This window comes from Marinomonas algarum (assembly GCF_020532605.1).
GTDB lineage: Bacteria > Pseudomonadota > Gammaproteobacteria > Pseudomonadales > Marinomonadaceae > Marinomonas > Marinomonas algarum.
Map to the genome: position 1 here is coordinate 102426 of NZ_JAJATW010000009.1, position 23606 is coordinate 126031.

Genomic DNA, 23606 nt, shown 5'->3' on the forward strand with positions numbered 1-23606 from the left:
ATAATTTGTCACAGACAGTATGAACCATTAAAAAGGTGGAAACAGAGATGGGTAAAGCTCTCCAACCTACAGACATGATGATTCCAGGTCAAAACCTTGAATCTTACATACAAGCCGTTAGCCGTATTCCAATTTTAACGGCGGACGAAGAAAAGACGCTTGCTGAGCGTCTTTATTACAAAGAAGATTTAGAAGCAGCACGTACACTGGTTATGTCGCATCTACGATTTGTTGTGCACATCGCAAAAAGTTATTCAGGGTATGGTCTGGCTCAAGGTGACTTGATCCAAGAAGGCAATGTTGGTTTGATGAAAGCGGTGAAGCGCTTTAACCCTGAAGTGGGTGTGCGTCTGGTGTCTTTTGCTGTGCATTGGATCAAAGCAGAGATACATGAATTTATTCTGAAAAACTGGCGCATTGTGAAAGTGGCGACCACAAAAGCACAACGCAAAATGTTTTTTAATTTGCGCAGTGCAAAGAAGACCTTATCTTGGTTTAGTAACTCTGAGGTAGAGTCTGTGGCCAGTGATTTAGGCGTGACGCCAGAAACCGTTCGTCAGATGGAAGGGCGTTTAAGTTCTTCTGATATGGCGTTTGACGCATCCGCGGATGACGATGATGAAAGTGCGTTTCAAGCACCCGCTCAATACCTAGAAGATCACCGAGCAGACCCAGCAACCTTACTAGAAAACGGTAATTGGGAAGAAGATTCCAATCAGCGCCTTGAGCTTGCTATGGCCGATCTGGATGAGCGTAGTCGAAACATCCTTGTACAGCGTTGGTTGTCCGATGGCAAATCAACCTTGCATGAGTTAGCGGATGAATACGGTGTTTCCGCTGAACGTATCCGACAACTTGAAAAAAATGCCATGAAGAAAATACGCCTAGCCATGGGTGATGGTCAATTTGATTGATCGCCTTATAGGCACCGAAAGCCCTCAATGTGAGGGCTTTTTTGTGTCTAACGTGCTCTCTTAGATTATTGACTACGCAGCTGGTTGCCTGAGACAAAGCGCCAGGTACGAATGATTTCCAGTTTATCTACTTCTGTTTTGAGTTCGCTCGGAAAGTGTTGAAAAGGTTCCGCCAGTCGCACAATGCGCATGGCGGCATCGTCGAGTACTCGAATGCCAGACGAATGCAGTATTTCGATCTCATCAACGTATCCGTTAGGCAATAACATCACCGCAAGACGGAGTTCGCCGTAGAGGTGGTTGCGTTTCGCTTCCTCTGGGTAATGGATATTGCCAATGCGTTCAATGCGACGTCGCCAATCGTCTAGGTATTGTGCATCAACGGCGGCTTTGGCAGAGACAGAGGTGAGGCGACGTACCCGAGGGCGTTTTGCATAGGCTTGACGTTGTTGGTCGAGTAGAGCTTCCAATGTCGCAATGTCGTTGGAAATATGACTGGGAATCTGAGTTTCTCCACGAAATTCTTCTTCCAGTGTTTTAGGCTGAACGTCCACATCGTTGACCACTTCAAACACCGCGCCTTGTTGAGTGGCAATGAGGTTCGGTTGATCAATAGGTTGAGCAGAGGCCAGTTGCGGTTGTATAGGTGGCGAGATTTCTTGAATCGTATCGGATAAAAAACGTGTGTTTTCCGTCGTCGTCAGTTTTTGCTTACGTACTTCGGTACCGCTGGTTTGTTGATTTGCTTGTGCAATAAAGTCTGCCTCGGTGGGCGCTTTGGTTGAGTGCTGTACTAAGGTAATTTCGAGAGTTTTTGGCTTAGGACTCGGTAGCGTAAAATCAAACCCAATGATCATCACCATAAGCACGTGCAGGCTAATGGCGATGAACAGGGTAATGGAAAAGGTGTCTATGGCTCGCATGACATTAAGCTACAAGGCGTTTCTCAATGGCATCGATAAGTTGCATGGCAATGTTTAGACCAAATTGTGTATCGAGTTCACGCACACAAGTCGGGCTGGTGACATTGATTTCAGTAAGGTAATCACCGATCACATCAAGACCCACAAACATTAAGTTTTTCTCTTTCAGGGAAGGAATCACCTGATCACAGATCCAACGATCTCGATCTGATAATGGTTGACCTTCTCCACGCCCACCGGCGGCCAAGTTACCACGGGTTTCACCAGACGCAGGAATACGAGCCAAGGCGTAAGGTACAGGCACTCCGTCAACGACCAGAATGCGCTTATCTCCCTGTTTTATCTCAGGAATAAACTGTTGTGCCATGATTTGCTCAGTGCCTAGATTCGTCAGGGTTTCGATGATAACGCTGACGTTAGAATCATCCGGCTTGAGACGGAAAATGGAGGTGCCGCCCATGCCATCTAGGGGTTTGAAGATGACATCACCGTGTGTTTTATGAAAGGCTTTTAGTAAGTCTGCTCGACGTGTTACCAACACCTCTGGACAACACTGTGGGAACTGAGTGGCAAAAAGCTTTTCATTGCAGTCGCGTAGACTTTTCGGATCATTCACCACCATAGCGCCGTCACGCTCGGCTTGCTCTAGAATCATGGTGCTGTAGACGAATTCGCTATCAAACGGTGGGTCTTTGCGCATTAGGATGACGTCTAACTCGCCCAATGCCATTTTGCTTTCTTCGCCAAGGTCATAAAAATGCGCTGGATCCTTGTGTACTTGAAGTGGTCGAGTCATGGCGTAGGCAACACCATTTTCCAGAAACAAATCTTTTTGTTCCATATAAATGAGCTGCCAGCCTTTCTCAGCCGCGGCCCATAGCATGGCTAATGACGTGTCTTTTTTGTAATTGGTGGACTCGATTGGGTCCATAACAATGCCGAGTTTAATGGTCATATGGCGATCCTAAAGCAAGAAGCAACGCATGGCTGCTTGGTCTAATCTGTTGATGTAATGATGCTATAGAAATATGGGGGCGCTGAGAAGAAAAAACACCCATGCAAGACAGATAGTTTTGCGAGAGGAGCGTTAAGCCAAACGGATCAACCCGAATGGCTTAACAGAAGGTCTTACCAGAAGGTCTTACCAAGAGTTCGAGTTTTGATCCGCGTCTAAGAATAGATCGCTTTCCGTTAACCCATCTTGTTCATCCGTCGGTTTGACTGTCGCTGCGTTGTCGGTATTAAGTGCGTCTGTATTGGCCGCTTCTTCTGCTGCTTTAAGTTCGTCTAAAGCGGTAACGGGTTCCGTCACGGTTCGTACAGGTTTAACAAACTCTTCTTCAAAGCCCAATAGTTGAGGGCGGTAGATACGGAATGCACGCATAAGCTCTCCTTTGGCATTGAACAAGCGAAACTCTGAGAAAAGCTGGTCATAATCAGCGTTGACATAATCTTGGCGTGCTTGAAACAGCTCATTTTCACTGTCTAGCACGTCCAGTAAGGTACGACGCCCCAAGCGAAACTGCTTTTCATACGCCAGTTGTGATTCTTTTGTCGCAATGACGTATTTTTTCAGAAATTCTTTTTGTCTACTGGTCGCTTCATAGGCGGCCCAAGAGAGGCGCACTGTTAATTCCGTATCGCGGATAGTTTTTCGACGTATCTCAGAGGCTTGTAGGCTCTGTTGTACCGCGGCTTCTTTTCTACGTTTGTAAGTGCCGCCGTTATACAAATTGTAATTGAGACGAACCATAGCCAGCAGGTCTTCACTTGCACCTTCGTCACCGTCAATGTTGTCATCCCATGTACGCTCTAAAACAAAATTGATCGTAGGGTATTTTTCAGCTTCAGTGGCTTTTTCAAGACTTTTGGTTGCTTCAATGTCCCAGTAAGCGCCTTCGATTGCTGGGTTTTTCTGTAGTGAGGCTTGAATTGCTGACTCAAGATCCTGTGGTACCAGCTCTTGGTCAGGTACTGGGTAAATTAACTCTTCAGGTGGCAGTTCACCGACAATATTATTGTAGTTACTTTCGGCATTGATAAGGTTATTCATGGCCGAAGCATAGTTCGCCTGTGCTTTGGCGAGGCGGGCCGTAATTTGATTTAGATCCGACTGGCGACCAATCCCTGAGTCACTTTTGAGCTTAATTTGCCCATAAATACGGTCGTGGGTTTTAAGGTTTAATTCTGCCAAAGACACCAGCTCGCGATAACGTAAAATATTCGCGTACACCTGAGCGACTTCGAGAGCCGTGTTTTCAACCGCAATAAGAGCATCCCAGCGGTCTGCTTCAGCTTCGCTGTTTAAGCGTTCAACGTCGTTTTTTGTAGAAAAGCCATCGAAAATAGGCTGGTTCAACGACAGCGTAAGTTCGCGACGTGTCAGGCTGATATCATCAGAGCTCGATTCGTCAGCGTACGTTGTTTCGCGACCAATCCCGGCGGACAAATCGATACTAGGGTAGTATCCAGAACGACGAGCAATGTCGGCATTTTCTTGAGATTCTCGGTACGTTGCGATCGCTTGCCTTACGGTCGGGCTATTTTCTATTGCCGTATACGTCGCTTGCTCAAGAGAAATAGCGCTGGCTGTGGAAGACAGTAACGTCATTCCTACGTATGCTGTGCACGTCATTGCTATTCGATAAAACATATCACCACCTTGTCTAGATTTTTATCAGCATTAGGAGAGAGATCATAAAGCGACTTGTCTGCTAATTATGTTGCTGTTTTGTTGTATAAGGGAAATTATATATCCCCCCACAATGTATTAATGACGCTAAGCGCAACCACAGGTGCCGTCTCGGTACGCAGTACTCTGGGTCCAAGTGTTATTGCATAAAATCCATGTTTTTCAGCATGTTGTACTTCATTTTCTGTTAAACCACCCTCTGGTCCAACCAAAAGTGCGACCGTATTATCCGTCGGTTTTTGTCTATCACGAATCGGTTTGGCGCTATGATGATGCAATGTCATTTTTAACATATTGTTACATTTCTCAGTCCATTGCACGAGTTCAATAGGCGGATATACGGTAGGCACACAGCCGCGACCACATTGTTCGGCGGCACTGATGGCAACCTGCTGCCAATGCTGTAGACGTTTTTCGATGCGATTATCTTGCAATTTCACTTCACAACGTTCGCTAAAGAGTGGCTGAATAGCAAACACGCCGGCTTCGACCGCCTTTTGAATCGCGTAATCCATGCGTTCGCCACGGGACAGGGTTTGCCCGATAGTGACTTTGATCGGTGATTCGTTGTGTAAGGCTTCAAAGTCATGAACTTGGATACTGGCACTGCGTTTTCCCACATCGATCAACACCGCATTGAACTGCCCCCCTTTACCATTGAAAACGCGTAATGGATGACCTCCTTTTAGGCGCAGTACTTTACAGAGGTGTTGGAAGGACGCTTCAGGCAAAGCAAGGGTGGTATTCTCATTGAGTTCGGTGTCGATATAAATTCTGGGAATCCGCATGCGTTGTCCTATAAAGCGTCAAATAAAAAGAGAATAGAAGAATAATACAAGGGCACAAAAAAGCCCCCATCTACGGGCAGCGATTCAACCTAGGTTGAACCGCGTGAGCAGAAGAGGGCTTTATAGCGGAAAAAGACGAAATTATAAACCAGCGGCTGTGCGCAATGTGTCGGCTTTGTCGGTTTTTTCCCAAGTGAAATTTTCTCCTTCACGGCCAAAATGACCGTAGGCCGCCGTTGGCAAGTAAATGGGACGTTTTAGATCGAGCATTTTAATCAGGCCGGCTGGGCGTAATTCGAAGTGCTCACGTACCAATTGCGCGATAACGGCGTCGCTGACTTTGCCCGTGCCAAACGTATTAATACTAATAGACGTTGGCTCTGCCACACCAATGGCGTAAGAAATTTGGATTTCACATTTGTCAGCAAGGCCGGCCGCGACGATGTTTTTCGCCACATAACGCCCTGCGTACGCTGCAGAGCGGTCAACTTTCGACGGATCTTTACCAGAAAACGCACCGCCGCCGTGACGAGCCATGCCACCATAAGTGTCGACGATGATTTTACGCCCCGTTAAGCCACAATCACCTACTGGGCCGCCGATGATAAATTGGCCGGTTGGGTTGATGAAGTATTTGGTGTCTTTCGATAACCACTCTGCTGGTAAAACTGGTTTGATAATTTCTTCCATGACGGCGTCGCGCAAGTCTGCTTGTTTTACGGCAGAACTGTGTTGTGTTGACAACACCACGGCGTCGATGGCGCACGGCTTGCCGTTTTCATCGTAGCGGAAAGTCACTTGGCTTTTTGCGTCTGGGCGTAAGAAGTCTAATGTGCCATTTTTACGCACTTCGGCTTGACGCTGAACTAAGCGGTGCGCGTAAGTGATAGGAGCAGGCATTAATACGTCAGTTTCATTGGTGGCAAAACCAAACATTAAGCCTTGGTCGCCGGCACCCAGTTCTTTTTCATTGGCTTCGTCAACACCGACGGCAATATCAGCGGATTGTTTGCCAATGGCGTTCATGACCGCACAAGATTCCCAATCGAAGCCCATTTCTGAGCTGTTGTAACCGATTTCACGAATCACGCCACGGGCGATTTCTTCAATGTCGACCCATGCATTGGTGCGTACTTCACCTGCGACAAGCACCATGCCGGTTTTTACTAGGGTTTCACAAGCCACACGAGCTTCAGAATCTTCCGCTAAAATGGCATCCAAAATCGCATCAGAGACTTGGTCTGCAATCTTGTCAGGGTGGCCTTCTGAAACGGATTCAGAGGTAAACAAAGAATATTCGGACATGAGAAAAACTTCCTCTTTAGCTGAGTGAGTTGCTAAACAGGCATAAAAAAACCTGTTTGGCATAAAAAATACTAAACAGGTCTTATCTGAATCTGTTTAGCTGAATTTATATAGCGTCCGCAAGCCGAGACAAATCGACGCTTTAGGCTGCGAATAATGAACCAGTGTTGGTTAAATATCAACCCAGAGGGTCGATTTTAATGAGGCAAAGCGGGGATTTTTTGTTAGGATGGGGCGTATTTTAATGCTGTTTCATTTTCTTTGCCCAATGTTTGGGCGTTACCCTGTCGTGCTAGCATTGCATGGTGGTGTTATCCCATAGAAAATGTTGCTTCTATTGTTCGTTAAGCCATCAGGAGTGGAATAACCATGTCGTCTCGGAAACAACTTGCTAACGCCATACGTGCATTGAGTATGGATGCAATACAAAAAGCCAATTCAGGTCACCCAGGTGCGCCAATGGGCATGGCGGACATCGCTGAAGTATTGTGGAACGATTTTCTTAAGCACAACCCAAATAATTCAAAATGGGTAGATCGCGACCGCTTTATTTTGTCCAACGGTCACGGTTCTATGCTTATCTACTCTTTGTTGCATTTGTCAGGTTATAACCTGCCAATGGAAGAGCTAAAACAGTTTCGTCAGTTGCATTCTAAAACGCCCGGCCATCCTGAGTATGGCTACACCGAAGGGGTAGAAACGACGACTGGCCCATTGGGCGCGGGTATCAGCAATGCTGTGGGCATGGCCATTGCTGAGAAAACCTTAGCGGCTCAGTTCAACCGCGAAGGCCATACGGTAGTAGATCACAACACGTATTGCTTCCTCGGTGATGGTTGTTTGATGGAAGGTATTTCCCATGAAGCGTGTTCACTTGCTGGCACCTTGGGTTTGGGTAAGTTGGTTGCTTTTTGGGATGACAACGGCATCTCTATTGACGGTCATGTTGAGGGTTGGTTTACAGACGACACTCCTAAGCGTTTTGAATCCTACGGTTGGCACGTGATTGCCAATGTGGATGGTCATGATTCTGAAGCGATCAAAGCGGCTATTGAAGCGGCGCAAGCCGAAACCCGTAAGCCAACATTGATTTGTTGTAAAACGGTGATTGGTTTTGGTTCTCCTAACAAATCCGGCAGCCACGATTGTCACGGCGCACCACTAGGCGATGCTGAAATCGCGGCGGCGCGTGAATTCCTAGGTTGGCCCCATGCGCCATTTGAGATCCCTGCCGATGTGTACCAAGGTTGGGATGCAAAAGACGTGGGTTCTGCTCGTGAAGCAGAATGGGACGCAACATTTGCGTCCTACCAAGCGGCTTACCCGGAGTTGGCGGCGGAATTTGAACGTCGTGTTGTGAAAGGTGAATTACCGGCAGAGTTCGAAGCGAAAGCACAAGCCTTCATCCAAGAGTGCCAAGACAAGGGCGAGAACATTGCCAGCCGTAAAGCGTCTCAAAATGCCATCGGTGCTTTTGGTGCGATTTTGCCAGAATTGCTTGGCGGTTCAGCCGACCTTGCTGGTTCCAACTTGACCTTGTGGTCCGGTTCAAAAGGCATTCAAGACGACGCCGCAGGCAACTACATCTATTATGGTGTACGCGAATTCGGTATGAGCGGCATTATGAACGGTGTGTCTTTGCACGGTGGTTTCATTAACTACGGCGCCACTTTCATGATGTTCATGGAATACGCTCGTAATGCGGTTCGTATGTCGGCTTTGATGGGCATTCAGAACGTGTTTGTTTACACCCACGATTCCATCGGTCAGGGCGAAGACGGTCCAACGCATCAGCCTGTTGAACAGCTTGCTAACTTGCGTATGACACCGAATATGTCCGTATGGCGCCCCTGTGATGCGGCAGAAACGGCAGTAGCATGGAAAGCGTCGATTGAACGTCGTGACGGACCTACGTCTCTAGTATTTTCTCGTCAAGGTTTGCCTGCTCAGAGTCGTACGGCAGAGCAGCTGTCTGATGTGGCGAAGGGTGGATACGTGCTGCAAGATTGTGCTGGCACACCGGATTTGATCTTGATTGCAACCGGTTCAGAAGTGGGTCTTGCTAAGGCGTCTGCAGAAGCGCTTGCTGCGAAAGGCAAGAAGGTTCGTGTGGTCTCCATGCCATCCACCAATGTGTTTGACACACAAGACGCTGAATACCAAGAATCTGTCTTACCACGTGCTGTGACGAAGCGTGTTGCCATTGAAGCGGCGCATGTGGATTTCTGGTACAAGTATGTGGGCTTTGAAGGCGCTATCGTCGGCATGACTACCTTTGGTGAGTCTGCGCCTGGCGGCGACTTGATGAAGCACTTTGGCTTCACCGTGGATAACGTCGTAGAGACAGCCGAAACGCTTTTGGCTTAGTCCCGCGCTATCTGACCTAAAAGGAGACGCGTTTAAGCGTCTCCTTCTTCTTTTGCGATGAAGTAGTGAAAATATGTTGCGAGTCGCTATTAATGGTTATGGCCGTATCGGGCGCTCGGTATTACGAGCCTTATACGAAAACGGTTACCGCGATCACATTCAAGTGGTGGCGATCAATGAATTGTCCGATATTGAGACAATCAGTTACTTAACGCGCTATGACACCACTCATGGTCGCTTTCCTCAGCCTGTTTCCGTCGATAATAATACTCTGTTGATTGGGGACGATGCGATTTTATGCTTCTCTTGTGCATCACCTAGTGAACTGGATTGGTCGGCGTTACAGCTTGATTTGGTTTTAGAATGTTCTGGCAGCTTCTCTGGTCGTGATGGCGCTCAAGATTACCTAGATGCAGGCGTGCCTAGGCTTTTATTGTCTCAACCTGCCGCGGCGGATGTAGATGCGACGATAGTATATGGTTTTAACCATCAAGACATTCAGGCTGCCCACAATATTGTATCGGCGGCGTCTTGTACCACCAATTGTTTGATTCCTGTATTGGATGTGGTGAAGCAGTGCGCCGGTGTTGTCCATGGTATGACGCAAACCATTCATTCTGCGATGAACGATCAGCCAGTGATCGACGGTTACCACACCAAAGATTTGCGTCTGACGCGGGCGGCCTTAAGCTCAATCATTCCCGTTGATACGGGGTTAGCAAAGGGTATCACACGAATGATGCCCGAATTTGATGGCAAAATAGGTTGTAATGCAGTACGTGTACCAACATTAAATGTCTCCGTGATTGATTTGGTGTTACGTACCGAAAGCCCTGTCACGGTTGAGCAAATCAACCGACAACTTGAACAGGCGTCGAAGACTCAATACGCAGGTTTAATGGGCTTTACAAAAGAAGCGCATGCTTCTGTCGATTTTAACCATGATCCACGTTCTGTGATCATTGACAGCACACAAACTCAAGTCATCGATGGTTGTATGGTGAAGTTGCTGTGTTGGTTTGATAATGAATGGGGATACGCGAACCGAATGCTCGATGTGGCTCAACATTGGGCGAGCGTGATAGCACAACCACAACACGATGAGTAGATTAAAACGTTAAACGATGAGGGTATCGTAAATGACAGTAGTGACTATGCAAGACCTTGACCTAGCGAATAAGCGGGTTTTGATTCGTGAAGATTTAAATGTGCCAGTCAAAGAAGGCAAGGTGACCAGTGATGCACGTATTCGTGCTGCGTTGCCGACGATTAAACTGGCCTTGGCTGCGGGTGCAAAAGTGATGGTGATGTCTCACCTTGGACGACCCACAGAAGGTCAATATGAAGAAGAGTATTCGTTGCAACCTGTCGCAACGCACTTAGCAGACTTGCTGGGTCAGGATGTACCACTGGCCAAAGAGTGGCTTGAAGGCGTTGACGTAGAAGCCGGTCAGTTGGTGTTACTAGAAAACGTGCGTTTCAATGCGGGTGAGAAAAAAGATGACGAAGCACTGGCGCAAAAAATGGCCGCTTTGTGTGATGTCTTTGTAATGGATGCTTTTGGTACGGCTCACCGTGCTCAGGCATCTACCCATGGCGTCGCGAAATTCGCGCCTGTTGCGTGTGCTGGCCCCTTGTTGTCTGCTGAGTTAGAAGCGTTGGAAAAAGCCTTGGCAACCCCAGCGCGCCCTATGGCGGCGATTGTCGGTGGTTCAAAAGTATCGACTAAGCTGACCGTATTGGAATCTTTGTCTGAAAAAGTGGACCAGTTAATCGTCGGTGGTGGTATTGCCAATACCTTTTTGGCGGCGGCTGGCTTCCCTGTTGGTAAATCTTTGTACGAAGAAGACCTGATTCCTCAAGCTAAAGCCTTGATGGCGAAAACCAGTATTCCACTACCAGAAGATGTTGTTGTCGCCACGGCGTTTGCGCCTGATGCCGAAGCGACGGTAAAAAACGCCGCGGATGTTGGCCCTGATGATATGATTCTAGACATAGGACCAAAAGCGGCGGTGGCCTTTGCGGCTTTGCTGGAAGAGTCTAAAACCATCATTTGGAATGGCCCAGTGGGTGTGTTTGAATTTGATCAGTTCGGTGGCGGTACCAAAGCGTTAGCCATGGCGATTGCCAATAGCGACGGTTTTTCCATCGCGGGTGGTGGTGATACCTTAGCGGCGGTAGACAAATACGATATCGCCGAGCAAGTGTCGTACATTTCGACGGGTGGTGGTGCTTTTTTGGAGTTTGTTGAAGGAAAAGTACTTCCAGCGGTTGCGATGTTGGAATCACGCGCGCAAAATTAGTATCAAAGAATGGCAAAGATCATTCTAAAACACGTTATAAGTGATAAAGGGTGAAGCAGCCCAATTTGCCGACGCCTTTGTGTGTCGGCAACCATAAACTAGAGAGTGACCTATTTGCTGATAGCCGAATAGGATAATAACGATAAGGCGTAAGCCACACAGTCTGTGAAAGCAGCCTTGTGATTAAAAATACAGAGTTATCGACACCATAACTCGACTCGTTATGAACACAATCAAGACAAATTGTCAGAGGAAATCTTTTTATGCCTTTAATTAGTATGCGTCAACTGCTCGATCATGCTGCGGAACACAGTTATGGTTTACCGGCTTTTAATGTGAATAACATGGAGCAAGTAAAAGCCATCATGGAAGCGGCTCATGAAGTGAATTCACCAGTGATCATGCAGGCGTCTGCTGGTGCTCGTAAATACGCGGGTTCTCATTTTTTACGTCACCTTATTGCCGCTGCCATTGAAGACTACCCACACATTCCTGTTGTGATGCACCAGGATCATGGTACATCACCTGCGATTTGTCAGCGCTCTATCCAGCTGGGTTTTTCTTCTGTCATGATGGATGGCTCTTTGATGGCGGACGGTAAAACGCCAGCGACTTACGATTACAATGTGGATGTTACGCGTCGCACGGTTGAGTTTGCTCATGCGTGTGGTGTTTCTGTTGAGGGTGAACTGGGAGTATTGGGATCACTGGAAACAGGTGAAGCGGGCGAAGAAGACGGTGTTGGCGCATCGGGTATTTTGACCATGGATCAAATGCTGACAGACCCACAAGAAGCGGTTGATTTTGTTAACGCTACGGGTATTGACGCTTTGGCTGTTGCCATTGGTACAAGTCACGGTGCATACAAATTTACCCGTCCACCAACGGGCGATATTCTAGATATTGAGCGTATTGCAAAAATTGTAGATTTGTTACCGAATACACACATTGTGTTGCATGGTTCTTCTTCTGTGCCGCAAGATTGGTTAGAGATCATCAACGAGTTTGGTGGTGATATTCCAGAAACTTATGGTGTGCCAGTGGATGAGATCGTTAAGGCGATTCGTTACGGTGTTCGTAAAGTTAACATTGACACCGACTTGCGTTTGGCTGCTACAGGCGCAATTCGTCGCAGTCTTGCCGAGCACAAAGGCAACTTTGACCCACGTAAATACTTAACCGAAAGTATTCGTGCGATGAAAGCGGTGTGTATTGATCGTTATGAAGCGTTTGGTTGTGCTGGTCAAGCGTCTCGTATCCATACTATGGATCTGGAAGAAATGGCAGTGCGCTATGAGCGTGGCGAATACGCGGATGGCCGCTCTTTCTAAGATGCGTTAATAAGGCGTTAGGCCAGAATTAGCTCTGCTTAGCGCCTCACATTGTTGATAATGGCAAGATTATAGACAAACTCAGGTCACATTTTTGGTGTTTTGAATAAAAAGTGAAAAAAATGGTTGACCAGAAAAACCATTTGCCTATAATGCTCGCCATTCCTTGCGGGAGTGGTGGAATTGGTAGACACGCTGGATTTAGGTTCCAGTGCTTCACGGCGTGAGAGTTCGAGTCTCTCCTTCCGCACCATATTTAAAAAAGCTGACTTTATGTCGGCTTTTTTTATGCCCAAAATTTATTGGCATATTCTTTTTCTTCTTTATTTTCATTTCTTTTAGCAGTCACTAAAGTGCTTTATTTTGGTTAGAATAACGTTCTCGACGGAAGTTAGGACGAACGTTGCCATGAGAAAACTGCTGCTTTACCTGGTCTGGGTCTGTTGTTCTAGCACGATGTCAACTGCGTGGGCATCGAGTGTTGCGATGGACTTGATGGATGGCCAAGATTTTTACCAAGCCATGCCCAGACAAAGGCCGTTAGCGGAGCAGTTTTCGTCTATTCTTCAATCGCCCCCTCTGCCTATTCGAATTCAACAACAGCGCTCAGTTAACGTTGCGATGTTTTTGTTTGGTGATGTCGATTCGGTTGAAAACCAGGCGCTCTTATTGGCTTTTCGTCGACGAATGCGAGAACTTAATATTGATTATCGCCTCGATATTTATGTCGACAATGCAGTCGATGGCGTGGATTTCTCGCCCTATACGAAATTGACCAATGCGCAGCCCGACTACATTGTTATGACCAAGTTGGGTCTGATTCAGCGCCGGTTTGTCGAACGTTTCTTACGCTCTGGTGACACCAAGGTGATTGTGTATAATTTTGCTTCACCACTAAAGCAGTGGTTGCATCACTCGCCTTTAATGTATTTGGGTTTTGATCAGAAGAAGGTGACCACCATGCTGGCAGACTATCTGCACCGTTCATTACCACCCGATGCACGCCTTTCTGCGATGGTGTTACCTGCTGATTATTTGAGTCATCTCCGTTGTGACCTTTTTCTTGATGAAATGGTCAAGCATCAGCGTCATATTGATCGAGTTTATGTGGCTTCTGACGATAAGCACAGTGCGTTTACGTTAACACAGGCATTGTTAAAAGAAGCGCCTGTGGATTTTGTTTTTAGTTGCTCTGCTTCTATTTCTGAAGGGGTGTTGGCTGCTATTCAAAGCCAAAAGTACGAGGATTCTCAATGGAATGTGCCGGCTAGGGTAAAAACCAACGGATGGGGTGTTTCTTGGCAGGGTGTGTCAGGCTTGACAAGCCCTGCTTTAATGGCCAGTGCCGTGTTTATGCAGGATGAGCTGTCGATTGCGATTGCTGAGGCGATCAAATTGGATTTAGAAGCGCAAAACTTACCTACCTTATACATTGCGAATTCGACCCTTGTACCCGCAAGCCTTGATCCTGTCGTGCTGCGTTTCGTTATGCAGAAAGCTTATCCTTATTCGGGGTCCTTATGGCCGTAGTCACAGTGAGCTTACAAAAGCGATTACAACAGACCGCGCTTGGTTTGGTTTTGATGGCGTTCATCGCGATAACGTTATCGAGTCTGTACTTTATCGAAGTACAAAACGGTAAAGCAGAAGAGCAAAAATTAGCGCTTAAACACCAAATAGTTGAACAAGCCTTCAATAGTTACCTTACTCGTGCCGAAGCCGAAATGACCTTTATTGGGCAAGATTTAGCGTTAAGGCGCTATGAAGAAGAGCGTGCTTTAGACGTTTTGTTCGGCCACCATGAGGTACTGTTTTTTGGTGGGCTCGATTTCTTCTATATTGAATGGCGTAACGGTGAACATGCCATGGACCCGAGAGCGCGTCTGTTTACTGAGGTAGAGTTCGACCGTATTTTAAAGAACGCCTTGCTTAATCAATGGGTGTCTGTTGTGACAAAAGATGGTGCCAGTTTATTGGTTTTGAAAACACAGCTGCTGTCTGCTAACCAACAAAGTATGGGCTCTTTGTATGGTTTTATTGCCCTTAACGACAATCTCACGCTGGGCAGTGAGTTGCTGCAAAGTGCGCAAGTGAGTCAAGTCAGTGTGTATGACACTACCCACAAACGTCTTTTAATGGAGGAGACTGTCGGGGGAGTGGACCTTTCCGGTGCTGTACTACGCTCCAGTTTGCCATTGCAGTCCGCTATTCAGGGGACGCTTCAGTTGGATATTGTGCAGCAACATGATTTTGCTTCAAACAGTGTGCCTAAGAGTGTGCCACTGCTTCTTATTGCCTCTGCTATTTTTGCCTGCTTTTACTTCTTTTTATCTCGGGCTTTTAAAACCTTTCTCTTTCAGCCACTGGCTCGCCTTGCATTAGACGAAGAGCAGGGCGTGTTGCCTTTTTACGAACTGCAAACGTTGCAGCAGCAAGGTTTACAGCACAAAGAGGCGATTCAAAACAAGCAGGCGCGTTTTACCTTGTTGGCAGAATCTGTTCATAGTGCGGTGATTTTCTGTAATGAAGTCGCACAAATTGAGTTAATGAATGGTGAAGCAGAGCAGCTTTTTCCCGAAGCCAGCGACGCAAGAACCTTGTTTGATTTTATGCCTATTGTCTGCCATCAAGCGATACAGTCAGCATTAAAAGGCGATGTTGGGGTGACATTTACACTGACGATGAACGAGGTGGGAAGTATATATCAGTGGCAAGCTTACTCTTATTATAATGAGAATCGATTTCGCAGCGTGTTACTCATAGGGCGTAACGTAACAGAAGAGACACGATTAAGTTGGCAACTTGAACAGTTACAGCCTCTTTCAACGGCGGTATTAAAAAAAGCGGACACGGACGCTTTGATCAGTGAGTTGAGTTACCTAGTGCAGTTACCAGAGGCAATCAACGATAGGCATATAAAGGGTTGGTTGACCCTTTTGCTGTCTGTTTTGAGCGACATCCGTACTCCTGTTTTTTCTGATGATGAGAGCGATGGCCGCGCCTATTATCCCTTGGGTGATGTGTTTGCAGAGGAAAGTGCTCAAGTGATGGCGGCAATGGGTTCTGAAGCGAACCGAGTTATTTTAGAGTGTTCTGCCGAAATGGGACAAAGGAAAGTCGAGGTAGATGCGCATTTCCGGGGGCTTATTCGCGTGCTTTTGATGATGGCCATGTCTAATGATATGGCAGAACGACGTTTAACGGTACAGTCAGACGGTCCCGAATTGGAAATGACGGTGATGAACGACATGGCGTTTCGTCCCCTCTTTTTTTGGATAATTGAAACCTTGCTGACCCCCATGGGAGGCCAGTATACGGTGCTGCAAAACAATGCCTTGCGTTTGAATACGGTTGTTAAAGAGTGGTTGGAGGAGGCTGATTTGGTTTCTTCTGTCTCCTCTGGTCCATCTATGCACGGTCAGGTGGTGGCATGGATTACTAATGACTATCCTCACGCTGAAGAGGTGGAAGCCATGCTGTTGCGCTTTGGTTTGATCGTAGAGATGTATGAATCAAGTCATCGTTTTTTTACCCAACCCAATACAAAAGCTTTGTACGCAGCGGTGTTCATTGGCTGTGATACGAACACCGCCGCACAGGCTGAGATGACGTCGGCATTAAGACAAAAACATCAGGGTGAAAAACTCCCTATTATTTGGCTGAACAGTACACACACCGCCAAGGAAGACAGGAATGTACTGACTTTGAAAGGGTGCTGTTTTGATTACAATCTGCATAAGGCGCTTAAACAAGCGCTTGCTTTGCCTCCTATTCCTTTTAGGGTAGAAAGCGATCAGGAGATGACTTGGTTGGTGGTTGGAGGAAGCCGAGTCGCAAAAGCCATTTGGTATGCATCGCTTGCAAAATTCGAAGTGACAACACAATGGCTCGACGATTTATCGGATGATGCGTCTGTTTTTTCATATTATGGCAATGCGCAGGTCATTTTATTAGAGCCTCAACCTTCTCATTTATTGGTATCGATACAGTATGCCCTGCCAAACATCCGTTTTTTTTCTGTACAAAGGTGGCAAGGAATGCCGGATAATGTTGTCCTTTCTGCCATGGAGCAGCCTTATTCAAATGAAAAGATCAGTGAATTTGCAAAAATGTTAATGCGGTATAACAAGGATCCCAGTGGGATGACAAATCAACAGTAGGAGTAACACATGAGTGTAATTGGACTAATTGGCGCCATGGATGAAGAAATTGCGGTTATTAAGGCGTGGATGACGCAAGTTCGTGCAGAGACCATAGCGGGCTGTGAGTTTTACTGTGGTTCTTTTGAAGGTAAAGAAGTGGTGTTGCTTAAATCGGGTATTGGCAAGGTGAATGCCGCTGTATCAACGACGTTGCTGTTGTCTCAGTTTAAGCCAGATTATGTGATTAATATTGGCTCGGCAGGTGGGTATGATGCCGATTTGCAAGTGGGTGATGTGGTGATTTCTGACGCGGTACTACACCACGATGTCGATGTAACGGCTTTCGGTTACGTCATGGGACAAGTACCGAATATGCCTGCTACTTATACGGCTGCCCCAACTTTGGTTCAAAAAGCCCAGCAAGCGGTACAGGCAACGACCTCTGTAAAAGCCAAAATTGGCTTGATTGGTACAGGGGACAGTTTTATGAGTGACCCTGTTCGGGTAGAGGCTGTACGTACAATCTTTCCCGATCTGGTCGCGGTTGAGATGGAAGCGGCGGCGGTGGCTCAGGTATGTTTTAAATTTGATACACCGTTTGTGGTGGTGCGTGCGCTGTCGGATGTCGCTGGTAAGGAGTCCCCTCAGAGCTTTGAAGAGTATTTAAAAGTTGCGGCTGAGAACTCTTCTTTGATGATTCAGCAAATGCTTAAGGCTGACTAACTCATGCTTTTTAAAAAGCAGCCAAGTGTGCTCTTGTTGGTGTTTGCTGGCTGCTTCTGTTCGACGGTGTGGGCGGAAAATGTTGATAGTGCCCTAGTATCAGAGGGTGAGACAGCAGGGCAGGATACATCTTGGTGGTTAGACTCTCACGAAAGTGTCTCTAAAACGATTGGTCGTTGGTCAAGTGGTGTTGATGGTTTTTTATCGGGTGAAGAATCGACAGAGCAATCGGATTTTTTAAATCAAGACAGTCAGGTGGAAATTCGCTTCGGCTCGACGGTCGGCGACGGTACACGCGCCAGTTTTTTTGACTTTAGTGCTAAGCTTAGGTTGCCAAATACTCAGGATCGTCTGCGTTTGGTCATTGAGTCGGAGCCCGACACATTGGCGCCAGAAAGCGTTCAAAATGAATCGTCTGAGAGAGAGGGTGTCGTTGAGTCGGCTTTGGCGACGAATATTTCTGCGGCGGTTCGTTATATTGAAGAAGACTTAGGCTTGGATGTTGACGCTGGGGTAAGAGTGGATTTTCCATTAGATCCTTTTATACGTTTTCGTTTCAAGCAGGGTCGTCAAATTAACCAATGGCAATGGTGGCAAAACCAAGAGTTGTTTGCTTATTATTCTAAAGGTGTCGGTGCACGTTACCGTTTAGGGTTGGGTTATACCGCTACGCCTGAATTAGCATACAGTACGGATTTTTCTGTTGTTTGGCTTGATAGAGAAAATCGTTTTTATGGCCGTGAAAACTTTGCGATTCAGCAACGATTAGATGATAAAAATCGCGTAGGTTACCAATTAAGTTTTTTACAATCGGGTGAACATGAATTATCACCAGACAGCTATTTGTACAATGTTCAATATGAGCGACTATTGTACAAAAAATGGCTTGTTGGGCAATTAAAGCCTCAATTTACGCACGATGAAGAGGATGATTACCATGGTAAATTCTCGCTTACTTTGTCTATGGTCATATTGCTTGGTCCTGAGTACCTTCATTAGATTTGTTTTTGTGTAACTCGTATAATGCGCGCTATGCACTCTTCACCCATCGTTTTCAAGAGAAGTAAATCATGAGACCGGATCAAATCCAGCCAGAAATGTATGAAAAGCAGTTGCACGATAAGCAAGCCAACTTAGCGGAATTAATGGCAACGCTGTCATTACCTGAAATGGAAGTGTATCCCAGTGTTCCGACCCATTACCGTATGCGCGCTGAATTTCGTATTTGGCACGATGGCGATGATTTATTTTATGCCATGTTCGATTCAGCCGACCCAAGAACGCCAATTCGTACAGACCAATTTCTTGCGGCATCCACTCAGATCAACACCTTGATGCCACAATTATTGGATGCAGTACGTGATACGCCAATCTTGCGTCATAAGCTTTTCCAAGTGGATTTTTTGACCACTACAACGGGTGAGGCACTGATCAGCTTGCTTTATCACAAGCCGATCGGTGAGGAATGGAACGCGGCGGCTCAGCAGCTCAATAAGGCATTTCCTGCCTGTCATTTTATTGGTCGAAGTCGTAAGAAAAAGCAAATTCTAACCCGTGACTTTGTGATGGAAACCTTGACCGTTCATGGTCAAAAATTTCATTATCAGCAAGTTGAAAACAGCTTTACTCAGCCAAACGCCGGTATCAGTGAGAAGATGTTAGAATGGGCACTGGACGTCACGAAAGAGGCGTCTGGGGATTTATTGGAAATGTACTGCGGCAACGGTAATTTCTCCATACCGCTCTCTCGTCAATTCGATCGTGTTGTCGCCACTGAGATATCTAAAGTGTCGGTGAACTCAGCACAGCTCAATATTGCGATTAATGGCATGCATAATGTACAGGTTGTTAAAATGGCCAGCGAAGATGTTTCTGCTGCGCTTAATGGGGATGGTGAGTTACCTAAGAGCTTAGTACAGGCCGGTGTTAGTGAGCTTTCTCCATCAGTTGTTCTGGTTGACCCACCACGTGCGGGGTTGGATGATGCGACGGTTGAACTGGTACGGAAAATAGATGCGATTCTTTATGTTTCCTGTAACCCGGAAACACTCAAAGCCAATTTAGAAGCGTTATCCACTACGCATGATGTTATTCGATATGCTATGTTTGACCAGTTTCCTTATACTCACCACGTTGAAACTGGCGTATATTTGCAAAGAAAAACAACGAACTAGCTTTTACCGTATTTAAATAGCCGGTTTTTTTAACAAAAAGCTGCATCGCAGCCTGTGCGCGATATGGCTTTTTGTTGGTACCATTCATGAGTATTGTTCTTGATATAATGAAAGACATTCCCTTACCTGTCTTAGGTTAGAAGGGTTTCTGTGTTAAGATCCTTTATCTTTTTCCCCCACCACCATAGAGAAGTCGAACGAGCCATGAGTAATAACTCACTAGACAAAGACAAAATCAAAATCTTGTTGTTAGAAGGCGTTCATCAATCTGCATTGGATGCATTGCATGACGCAGGCTACACCAACATCGAATACCATAAAACAGCACTAGCTGAAGATGAACTGATCGAGAAGATTTCGGAAGCGCACTTCATTGGTATTCGTTCCCGCACACAGTTAACGGCGAAAGTGCTAGAGCACGCGAACCGTTTGGTTGCGATCGGTTGTTTCTGTATCGGCACAAACCAAGTTGATTTGGATGCAGCAAGTTCAAAGGGTATCGTTGTTTTTAATGCGCCTTACTCGAACACTCGAAGTGTGGCTGAGCTTGTATTAGGTCAGTTAATTTTATTGCTTCGTGGTATTCCTACAAAAAATGCGGCTTGTCATCGCGGCGGCTGGATCAAATCTGCAGTAGGGTCATTTGAAACTCGTGGTAAGCGCTTGGGTATTATCGGTTACGGTAGTATTGGTACGCAATTGAGTGTATTGGCAGAGTCTTTGGGTATGGAGGTTTGTTTCTACGACATCATAACCAAATTGCCACTGGGTAATGCTCGTCAAATAAAAAGCCTGAAAGAGTTACTTTCAACCAGTGATATTATTAGTTTGCACGTACCAGAAACGCGTTCAACAAAAATGATGATTGGTGTCAAAGAAGTCTCTCAGATGAAAAAAGGGTCTATTTTCATTAACGCATCACGCGGAACCGTTGCTGATTTAGACGCGGTTGCTGATGCAATTAAAGCTGGCGATCTTGCTGGTGCTGCTGTTGATGTGTTCCCTGTAGAGCCAAAGAGCAACAATGAAGAGTTTGTTTCACCATTGCGCGGTCTAGACAATGTGATTTTGACGCCTCACATTGGTGGTAGCACCATGGAAGCCCAAGAAAACATTGGTATTGAAGTGGCTGAGAAGCTGATTAAATACTCCGATGTGGGTACAACCATTGCTGCTGTCAACTTCCCAGAAGTAGCCTTGCCTGCTCAAGCAGACAATCACCGTATTTTGCACATACATGAAAACCGCCCCGGTGTTTTGTCTCGAATCAATGCGATTTTCTCTGAACACAACATCAATATTACGGGCCAATATCTTCGTACAACGGAGAAGTTAGGTTACATGGTCATGGATGTGGATGCAGAAGAAGGTGAGCTTGCATTGGAAAAAGTGCGTGAAGTCGAAGGCACTGTAAAAGCACGTGTTCTGTTTTAGACGTCTGTTTTCTCGATAATCTTCACATTGATAACAAAAATCCAGCTGCGGCTGGATTTTTTGTGTCGGCCTCTTAGCTCTATCTATACTCTATTTATTGATGCCTAGTGTCGTTGTGATGTCTTGGATTTTTTGCTTAATGCTTGCTGTAACGTCAGACATAAAAGACTCCGACTCTGTTGCCTGCTCCCTAACGGTCACAACAGAGTGACTGAGTTTGCCCATACTCATTTTTTGCTCAGCCGCGTACCCTGAGGCTTTTTTCGCTAGGTGAGTGGACTGTTTGGATTTGTCTAAAATATTTTGAGCAGATTGTCCTAATGCGTGAGTGAGACTGATTTGTTCAGCCGAGGCGCTTTCTATTAAATTTAAATTTTGTTTAAGCTGGTTTGTTGCCGTTGTCAGGCGAGAAAAGATTTGTGTCATCTCTTCTAACGAGTGTTGCGTGCGACTGGAAAGAGTTCGTACTTCAGAAGCGACAACAGCAAATCCGCGACCATGCTCTCCTGCTCGTGCGGCTTCAATTGCAGCGTTAAGCGCTAATAAATTGGTTTGCTCAGAAATGTCTTTGATGCCACCAACGATGGAAGATGCATTAGAAACAGATTCTTCGAGATGCGTTAATGCATGCTGACTATGATTGAGTCGTTCAATGGTTGTTTGATTGGCGCTTGTTAACAATGCGGCTTGATCAACACTGTGAGCCATTGCCGTGGTTGTTTCACTTGCGTAATTGGCCACTTCGTGAGCACGCACTTCGGCTTTATTGGCAAGAGTCTCTACTTGGTTTGACATATTTAGTGTGTCATCGAGACCTTGACGTGATGCAACGCTGAGTTCATGAACTTGTCCAAATGCAGTAAGCATCTCATTCAAAGAGGTAGAGATATTATTCAACTCGGTATCTCTTTGTTGTCGTTGCACGGCGATTTGTTCTAAATAACGATTCAAATAGTGCGCGACATCGGATAGCTCGTTTTTATTCTTACTAATAGTAAGTCGGTTAATGCTTTGGTGTTCGACCAATTCTTTAACGGTGATGTAAAGGTCACGAGCACTTTTTACGACAACGCGATTTTGAAAAATATGCACAGAGATAGTGGTGAACACCATTAAGATAACAAACACAGAGAAAGCGAATAGTGTGTGTTGTTGCGTCGTTTCTGCGCTGTTTTGGATGTCTTGTGTACCTGTTTTTAAGGTGTCTTCTAATTGAAAGATAAGGTTTCGCACTTTCTCTTGAGCTTTTTGCGCCTGTTGGATATTGCTTAAACTGCTTTCCACGTCTTTCAGGTAACGTAATGACCAAGTGTGCAGCTCAAGTTTAACGTCTTCTAATGGATCTGTTTGTATGGTGTTTTCATCTTCTGTAGAAGACCAACCCATTAAAGAGGATAAATCGTCCTCTGTCTTGGTATGCTGTTCTTTATCAAGCGGTAAGGTAGGAAGGTCGCTAAGTGCTTGGATATTGAATTGAAAGCGTTCAATGGCTTTTTTCAGGTGTGAACGGCTGCTGAGTGCTTGTGTTGAAAGGTACTCATCTTTTGCGCTACTGACTTGGGTAAAATTCTCATAAAGCTTTGCTTGGAGGGCAATGTAAGGTGCAGCTGTGATGATGCTAGTTTTTTCCCGGTAAGCACCTATTCTATCCGCCAAGCTATTTAAAGAAAGTAACGTCTGATACTCGTTATTTTCTATCAAGGCATAGGGGTTACCTGCTAACTTACCCGCTGCTCGTATGTCAGAACCTAAGCTGTCTTCAATTAACCCAAGTTGCTGGTTAATCGGGTCTCTCACATATTTAGGAAGCGTTTCGAGGGTTGGGCGAATATTGTTTTGTATAAATGCCTGCGCTGGTGATAAAAGTGATGCTTCACCAGAGGATAAATAGTCTTCAATCTGTTGTTTTAGTGTGATGGATGATTGTTCCCACACCAGAGCGTAATTTCTATTCTGTTCCAAGGCACTTTGAAACTTTGCTAGGCTCCAAATCAATAAGACGACGAGCATCGCAGCAATAATTAGATAGCTCGCTGTGGTGGTGCGGGTGACGTGGGATATTTTCAATTTAGAGGCCTATTTAAACGGATGTAATAAAGTGCAGCTTGGCTTTCACATAATGTTATGTGGCGCTTAGCCCACCTTAATGGCTAGATATGACGAAAATGTGACAATGAGCTAGCTACTTAATCTGTGGTTGGTATATTTTCAACTCGTTAGAAGGTGCTTTGTATGTTGAGTAAATAGGTAGGGTGGAGAAAGGTTTTTCTGATCGTTATTCGATCAAAACGGCCTACTTCTGATCGTTATTCGATCAAAACGGCCTACTTCTGATCGTTTCTTGATCTGTTTTGTCCTTGTTTCAAATTAATTTGTACAAATTGTGTTTTTCTTCAAAAAAGGGTTGCACAAAATCTGTAGATCCTTAATATACGCCCTCGCTGACACGGACAGGGCTTCAAGCCTTAGCTTACTAAACTAAGTTAAGAAGATGAGTCGCTTAAGTGAAT

At 45.8% G+C, this 23606-nt stretch carries 17 protein-coding genes and 1 tRNA gene; 12 read left to right on the forward strand and 6 right to left on the reverse strand.

Annotated features, from left to right (window positions below):
• The first annotated feature begins 47 nt into the window (after positions 1 to 47).
• Positions 48 to 914 carry an RNA polymerase sigma factor RpoH gene (gene rpoH / locus LG368_RS07745; protein WP_226754158.1) on the forward strand — a complete coding sequence of 289 codons (867 nt, stop codon included), beginning with the start codon at positions 48 to 50 and terminating at the stop codon, positions 912 to 914.
• Positions 915 to 979: 65 nt separating this feature from the next.
• Here rpoH and LG368_RS07750 read toward each other — a convergent pair whose 3' ends face one another.
• From LG368_RS07750 to metK, 5 genes are all read right to left on the reverse strand, one after another.
• The gene (locus tag LG368_RS07750; protein ID WP_226754159.1) at positions 980 to 1837 is read right to left on the reverse strand and encodes an energy transducer TonB; all 858 of its coding nucleotides are present in this window, start codon (positions 1835 to 1837) and stop codon (positions 980 to 982) included.
• A 4-nt stretch (positions 1838 to 1841) separates the two neighbouring features.
• Positions 1842 to 2792 (reverse strand): glutathione synthase, encoded by a 951-nt coding sequence (gene gshB / locus LG368_RS07755; protein WP_226754160.1) that lies wholly within the window; start codon positions 2790 to 2792, stop codon positions 1842 to 1844.
• 186 nt (positions 2793 to 2978) lie between these two features.
• A complete protein-coding gene (locus LG368_RS07760; RefSeq protein ID WP_226754161.1) occupies positions 2979 to 4472 on the reverse strand; it encodes a TolC family outer membrane protein in 1494 nt (497 codons plus the stop codon).
• A 113-nt stretch (positions 4473 to 4585) separates the two neighbouring features.
• A complete protein-coding gene (locus LG368_RS07765; protein WP_226754162.1) occupies positions 4586 to 5317 on the reverse strand; it encodes a 16S rRNA (uracil(1498)-N(3))-methyltransferase in 732 nt (243 codons plus the stop codon).
• A gap of 141 nt (positions 5318 to 5458) precedes the next feature.
• A complete protein-coding gene (gene metK, locus LG368_RS07770; RefSeq protein WP_226754163.1) occupies positions 5459 to 6622 on the reverse strand; it encodes a methionine adenosyltransferase in 1164 nt (387 codons plus the stop codon).
• A 369-nt stretch (positions 6623 to 6991) separates the two neighbouring features.
• Between metK and tkt the strand changes: the two genes are divergently transcribed.
• The 11 genes from tkt to serA all read left to right on the forward strand — a co-directional run bounded on the left by tkt (position 6992) and on the right by serA (position 21096).
• Positions 6992 to 8989 (forward strand): transketolase, encoded by a 1998-nt coding sequence (tkt, locus tag LG368_RS07775; protein WP_226754164.1) that lies wholly within the window; start codon positions 6992 to 6994, stop codon positions 8987 to 8989.
• Between the two features lie 73 nt (positions 8990 to 9062).
• Positions 9063 to 10097, forward strand: a complete 1035-nt coding sequence (locus tag LG368_RS07780; RefSeq protein ID WP_226754165.1) for a type I glyceraldehyde-3-phosphate dehydrogenase — start codon at positions 9063 to 9065, stop codon at positions 10095 to 10097.
• A 31-nt stretch (positions 10098 to 10128) separates the two neighbouring features.
• Entirely contained in the window at positions 10129 to 11292 is a 1164-nt protein-coding gene (locus tag LG368_RS07785; RefSeq protein WP_226754166.1) for a phosphoglycerate kinase, read from the forward strand.
• A gap of 263 nt (positions 11293 to 11555) precedes the next feature.
• On the forward strand, positions 11556 to 12623 hold the full coding sequence (gene fba, locus LG368_RS07790; protein ID WP_226754167.1) for a class II fructose-bisphosphate aldolase: 1068 nt from the start codon (positions 11556 to 11558) through the stop codon (positions 12621 to 12623).
• 168 nt (positions 12624 to 12791) lie between these two features.
• Positions 12792 to 12876 (forward strand) — tRNA-Leu (locus tag LG368_RS07795).
• 155 nt (positions 12877 to 13031) lie between these two features.
• A complete protein-coding gene (locus LG368_RS07800; RefSeq protein WP_226754168.1) occupies positions 13032 to 14153 on the forward strand; it encodes a type 1 periplasmic-binding domain-containing protein in 1122 nt (373 codons plus the stop codon).
• Entirely contained in the window at positions 14144 to 16783 is a 2640-nt protein-coding gene (locus LG368_RS07805; RefSeq protein ID WP_226754169.1) for a hypothetical protein, read from the forward strand. The genes LG368_RS07800 and LG368_RS07805 overlap by 10 nt, the downstream gene beginning before the upstream one ends.
• A 9-nt stretch (positions 16784 to 16792) precedes the next feature.
• Positions 16793 to 17488, forward strand: coding sequence for a 5'-methylthioadenosine/S-adenosylhomocysteine nucleosidase (mtnN, locus tag LG368_RS07810; RefSeq protein ID WP_226754170.1), 696 nt, complete (start codon positions 16793 to 16795; stop codon positions 17486 to 17488).
• 3 nt (positions 17489 to 17491) lie between these two features.
• Positions 17492 to 18487, forward strand: a complete 996-nt coding sequence (locus LG368_RS07815; protein ID WP_226754171.1) for a hypothetical protein — start codon at positions 17492 to 17494, stop codon at positions 18485 to 18487.
• A gap of 71 nt (positions 18488 to 18558) precedes the next feature.
• On the forward strand, positions 18559 to 19662 hold the full coding sequence (trmA, locus tag LG368_RS07820; RefSeq protein WP_226754172.1) for a tRNA (uridine(54)-C5)-methyltransferase TrmA: 1104 nt from the start codon (positions 18559 to 18561) through the stop codon (positions 19660 to 19662).
• A 204-nt stretch (positions 19663 to 19866) separates the two neighbouring features.
• Positions 19867 to 21096 (forward strand): phosphoglycerate dehydrogenase, encoded by a 1230-nt coding sequence (gene serA / locus LG368_RS07825; RefSeq protein ID WP_226754173.1) that lies wholly within the window; start codon positions 19867 to 19869, stop codon positions 21094 to 21096.
• 90 nt (positions 21097 to 21186) lie between these two features.
• Here the strand turns inward: serA and LG368_RS07830 are convergent, their stop codons facing one another.
• On the reverse strand, positions 21187 to 23163 hold the full coding sequence (locus LG368_RS07830) for a methyl-accepting chemotaxis protein (RefSeq protein ID WP_226754174.1): 1977 nt from the start codon (positions 23161 to 23163) through the stop codon (positions 21187 to 21189).
• Positions 23164 to 23606 lie beyond the last annotated feature (443 nt).

Bases quoted from the DNA above. Each gene is read 5' to 3' on its own strand.
- rpoH (WP_226754158.1), top strand. From the start codon at position 48: ATGGGTAAAGCTCTCCAACCTACAGACATGATGATTCCAGGTCAAAAC.
- LG368_RS07750 (WP_226754159.1), bottom strand. From the start codon at position 1,837: ATGCGAGCCATAGACACCTTTTCCATTACCCTGTTCATCGCCATTAGC.
- gshB (WP_226754160.1), bottom strand. From the start codon at position 2,792: ATGACCATTAAACTCGGCATTGTTATGGACCCAATCGAGTCCACCAAT.
- LG368_RS07760 (WP_226754161.1), bottom strand. From the start codon at position 4,472: ATGACGTGCACAGCATACGTAGGAATGACGTTACTGTCTTCCACAGCC.
- LG368_RS07765 (WP_226754162.1), bottom strand. From the start codon at position 5,317: ATGCGGATTCCCAGAATTTATATCGACACCGAACTCAATGAGAATACC.
- metK (WP_226754163.1), bottom strand. From the start codon at position 6,622: ATGTCCGAATATTCTTTGTTTACCTCTGAATCCGTTTCAGAAGGCCAC.
- tkt (WP_226754164.1), top strand. From the start codon at position 6,992: ATGTCGTCTCGGAAACAACTTGCTAACGCCATACGTGCATTGAGTATG.
- LG368_RS07780 (WP_226754165.1), top strand. From the start codon at position 9,063: ATGTTGCGAGTCGCTATTAATGGTTATGGCCGTATCGGGCGCTCGGTA.
- LG368_RS07785 (WP_226754166.1), top strand. From the start codon at position 10,129: ATGACAGTAGTGACTATGCAAGACCTTGACCTAGCGAATAAGCGGGTT.
- fba (WP_226754167.1), top strand. From the start codon at position 11,556: ATGCCTTTAATTAGTATGCGTCAACTGCTCGATCATGCTGCGGAACAC.
- LG368_RS07800 (WP_226754168.1), top strand. From the start codon at position 13,032: ATGAGAAAACTGCTGCTTTACCTGGTCTGGGTCTGTTGTTCTAGCACG.
- LG368_RS07805 (WP_226754169.1), top strand. From the start codon at position 14,144: ATGGCCGTAGTCACAGTGAGCTTACAAAAGCGATTACAACAGACCGCG.
- mtnN (WP_226754170.1), top strand. From the start codon at position 16,793: ATGAGTGTAATTGGACTAATTGGCGCCATGGATGAAGAAATTGCGGTT.
- LG368_RS07815 (WP_226754171.1), top strand. From the start codon at position 17,492: ATGCTTTTTAAAAAGCAGCCAAGTGTGCTCTTGTTGGTGTTTGCTGGC.
- trmA (WP_226754172.1), top strand. From the start codon at position 18,559: ATGAGACCGGATCAAATCCAGCCAGAAATGTATGAAAAGCAGTTGCAC.
- serA (WP_226754173.1), top strand. From the start codon at position 19,867: ATGAGTAATAACTCACTAGACAAAGACAAAATCAAAATCTTGTTGTTA.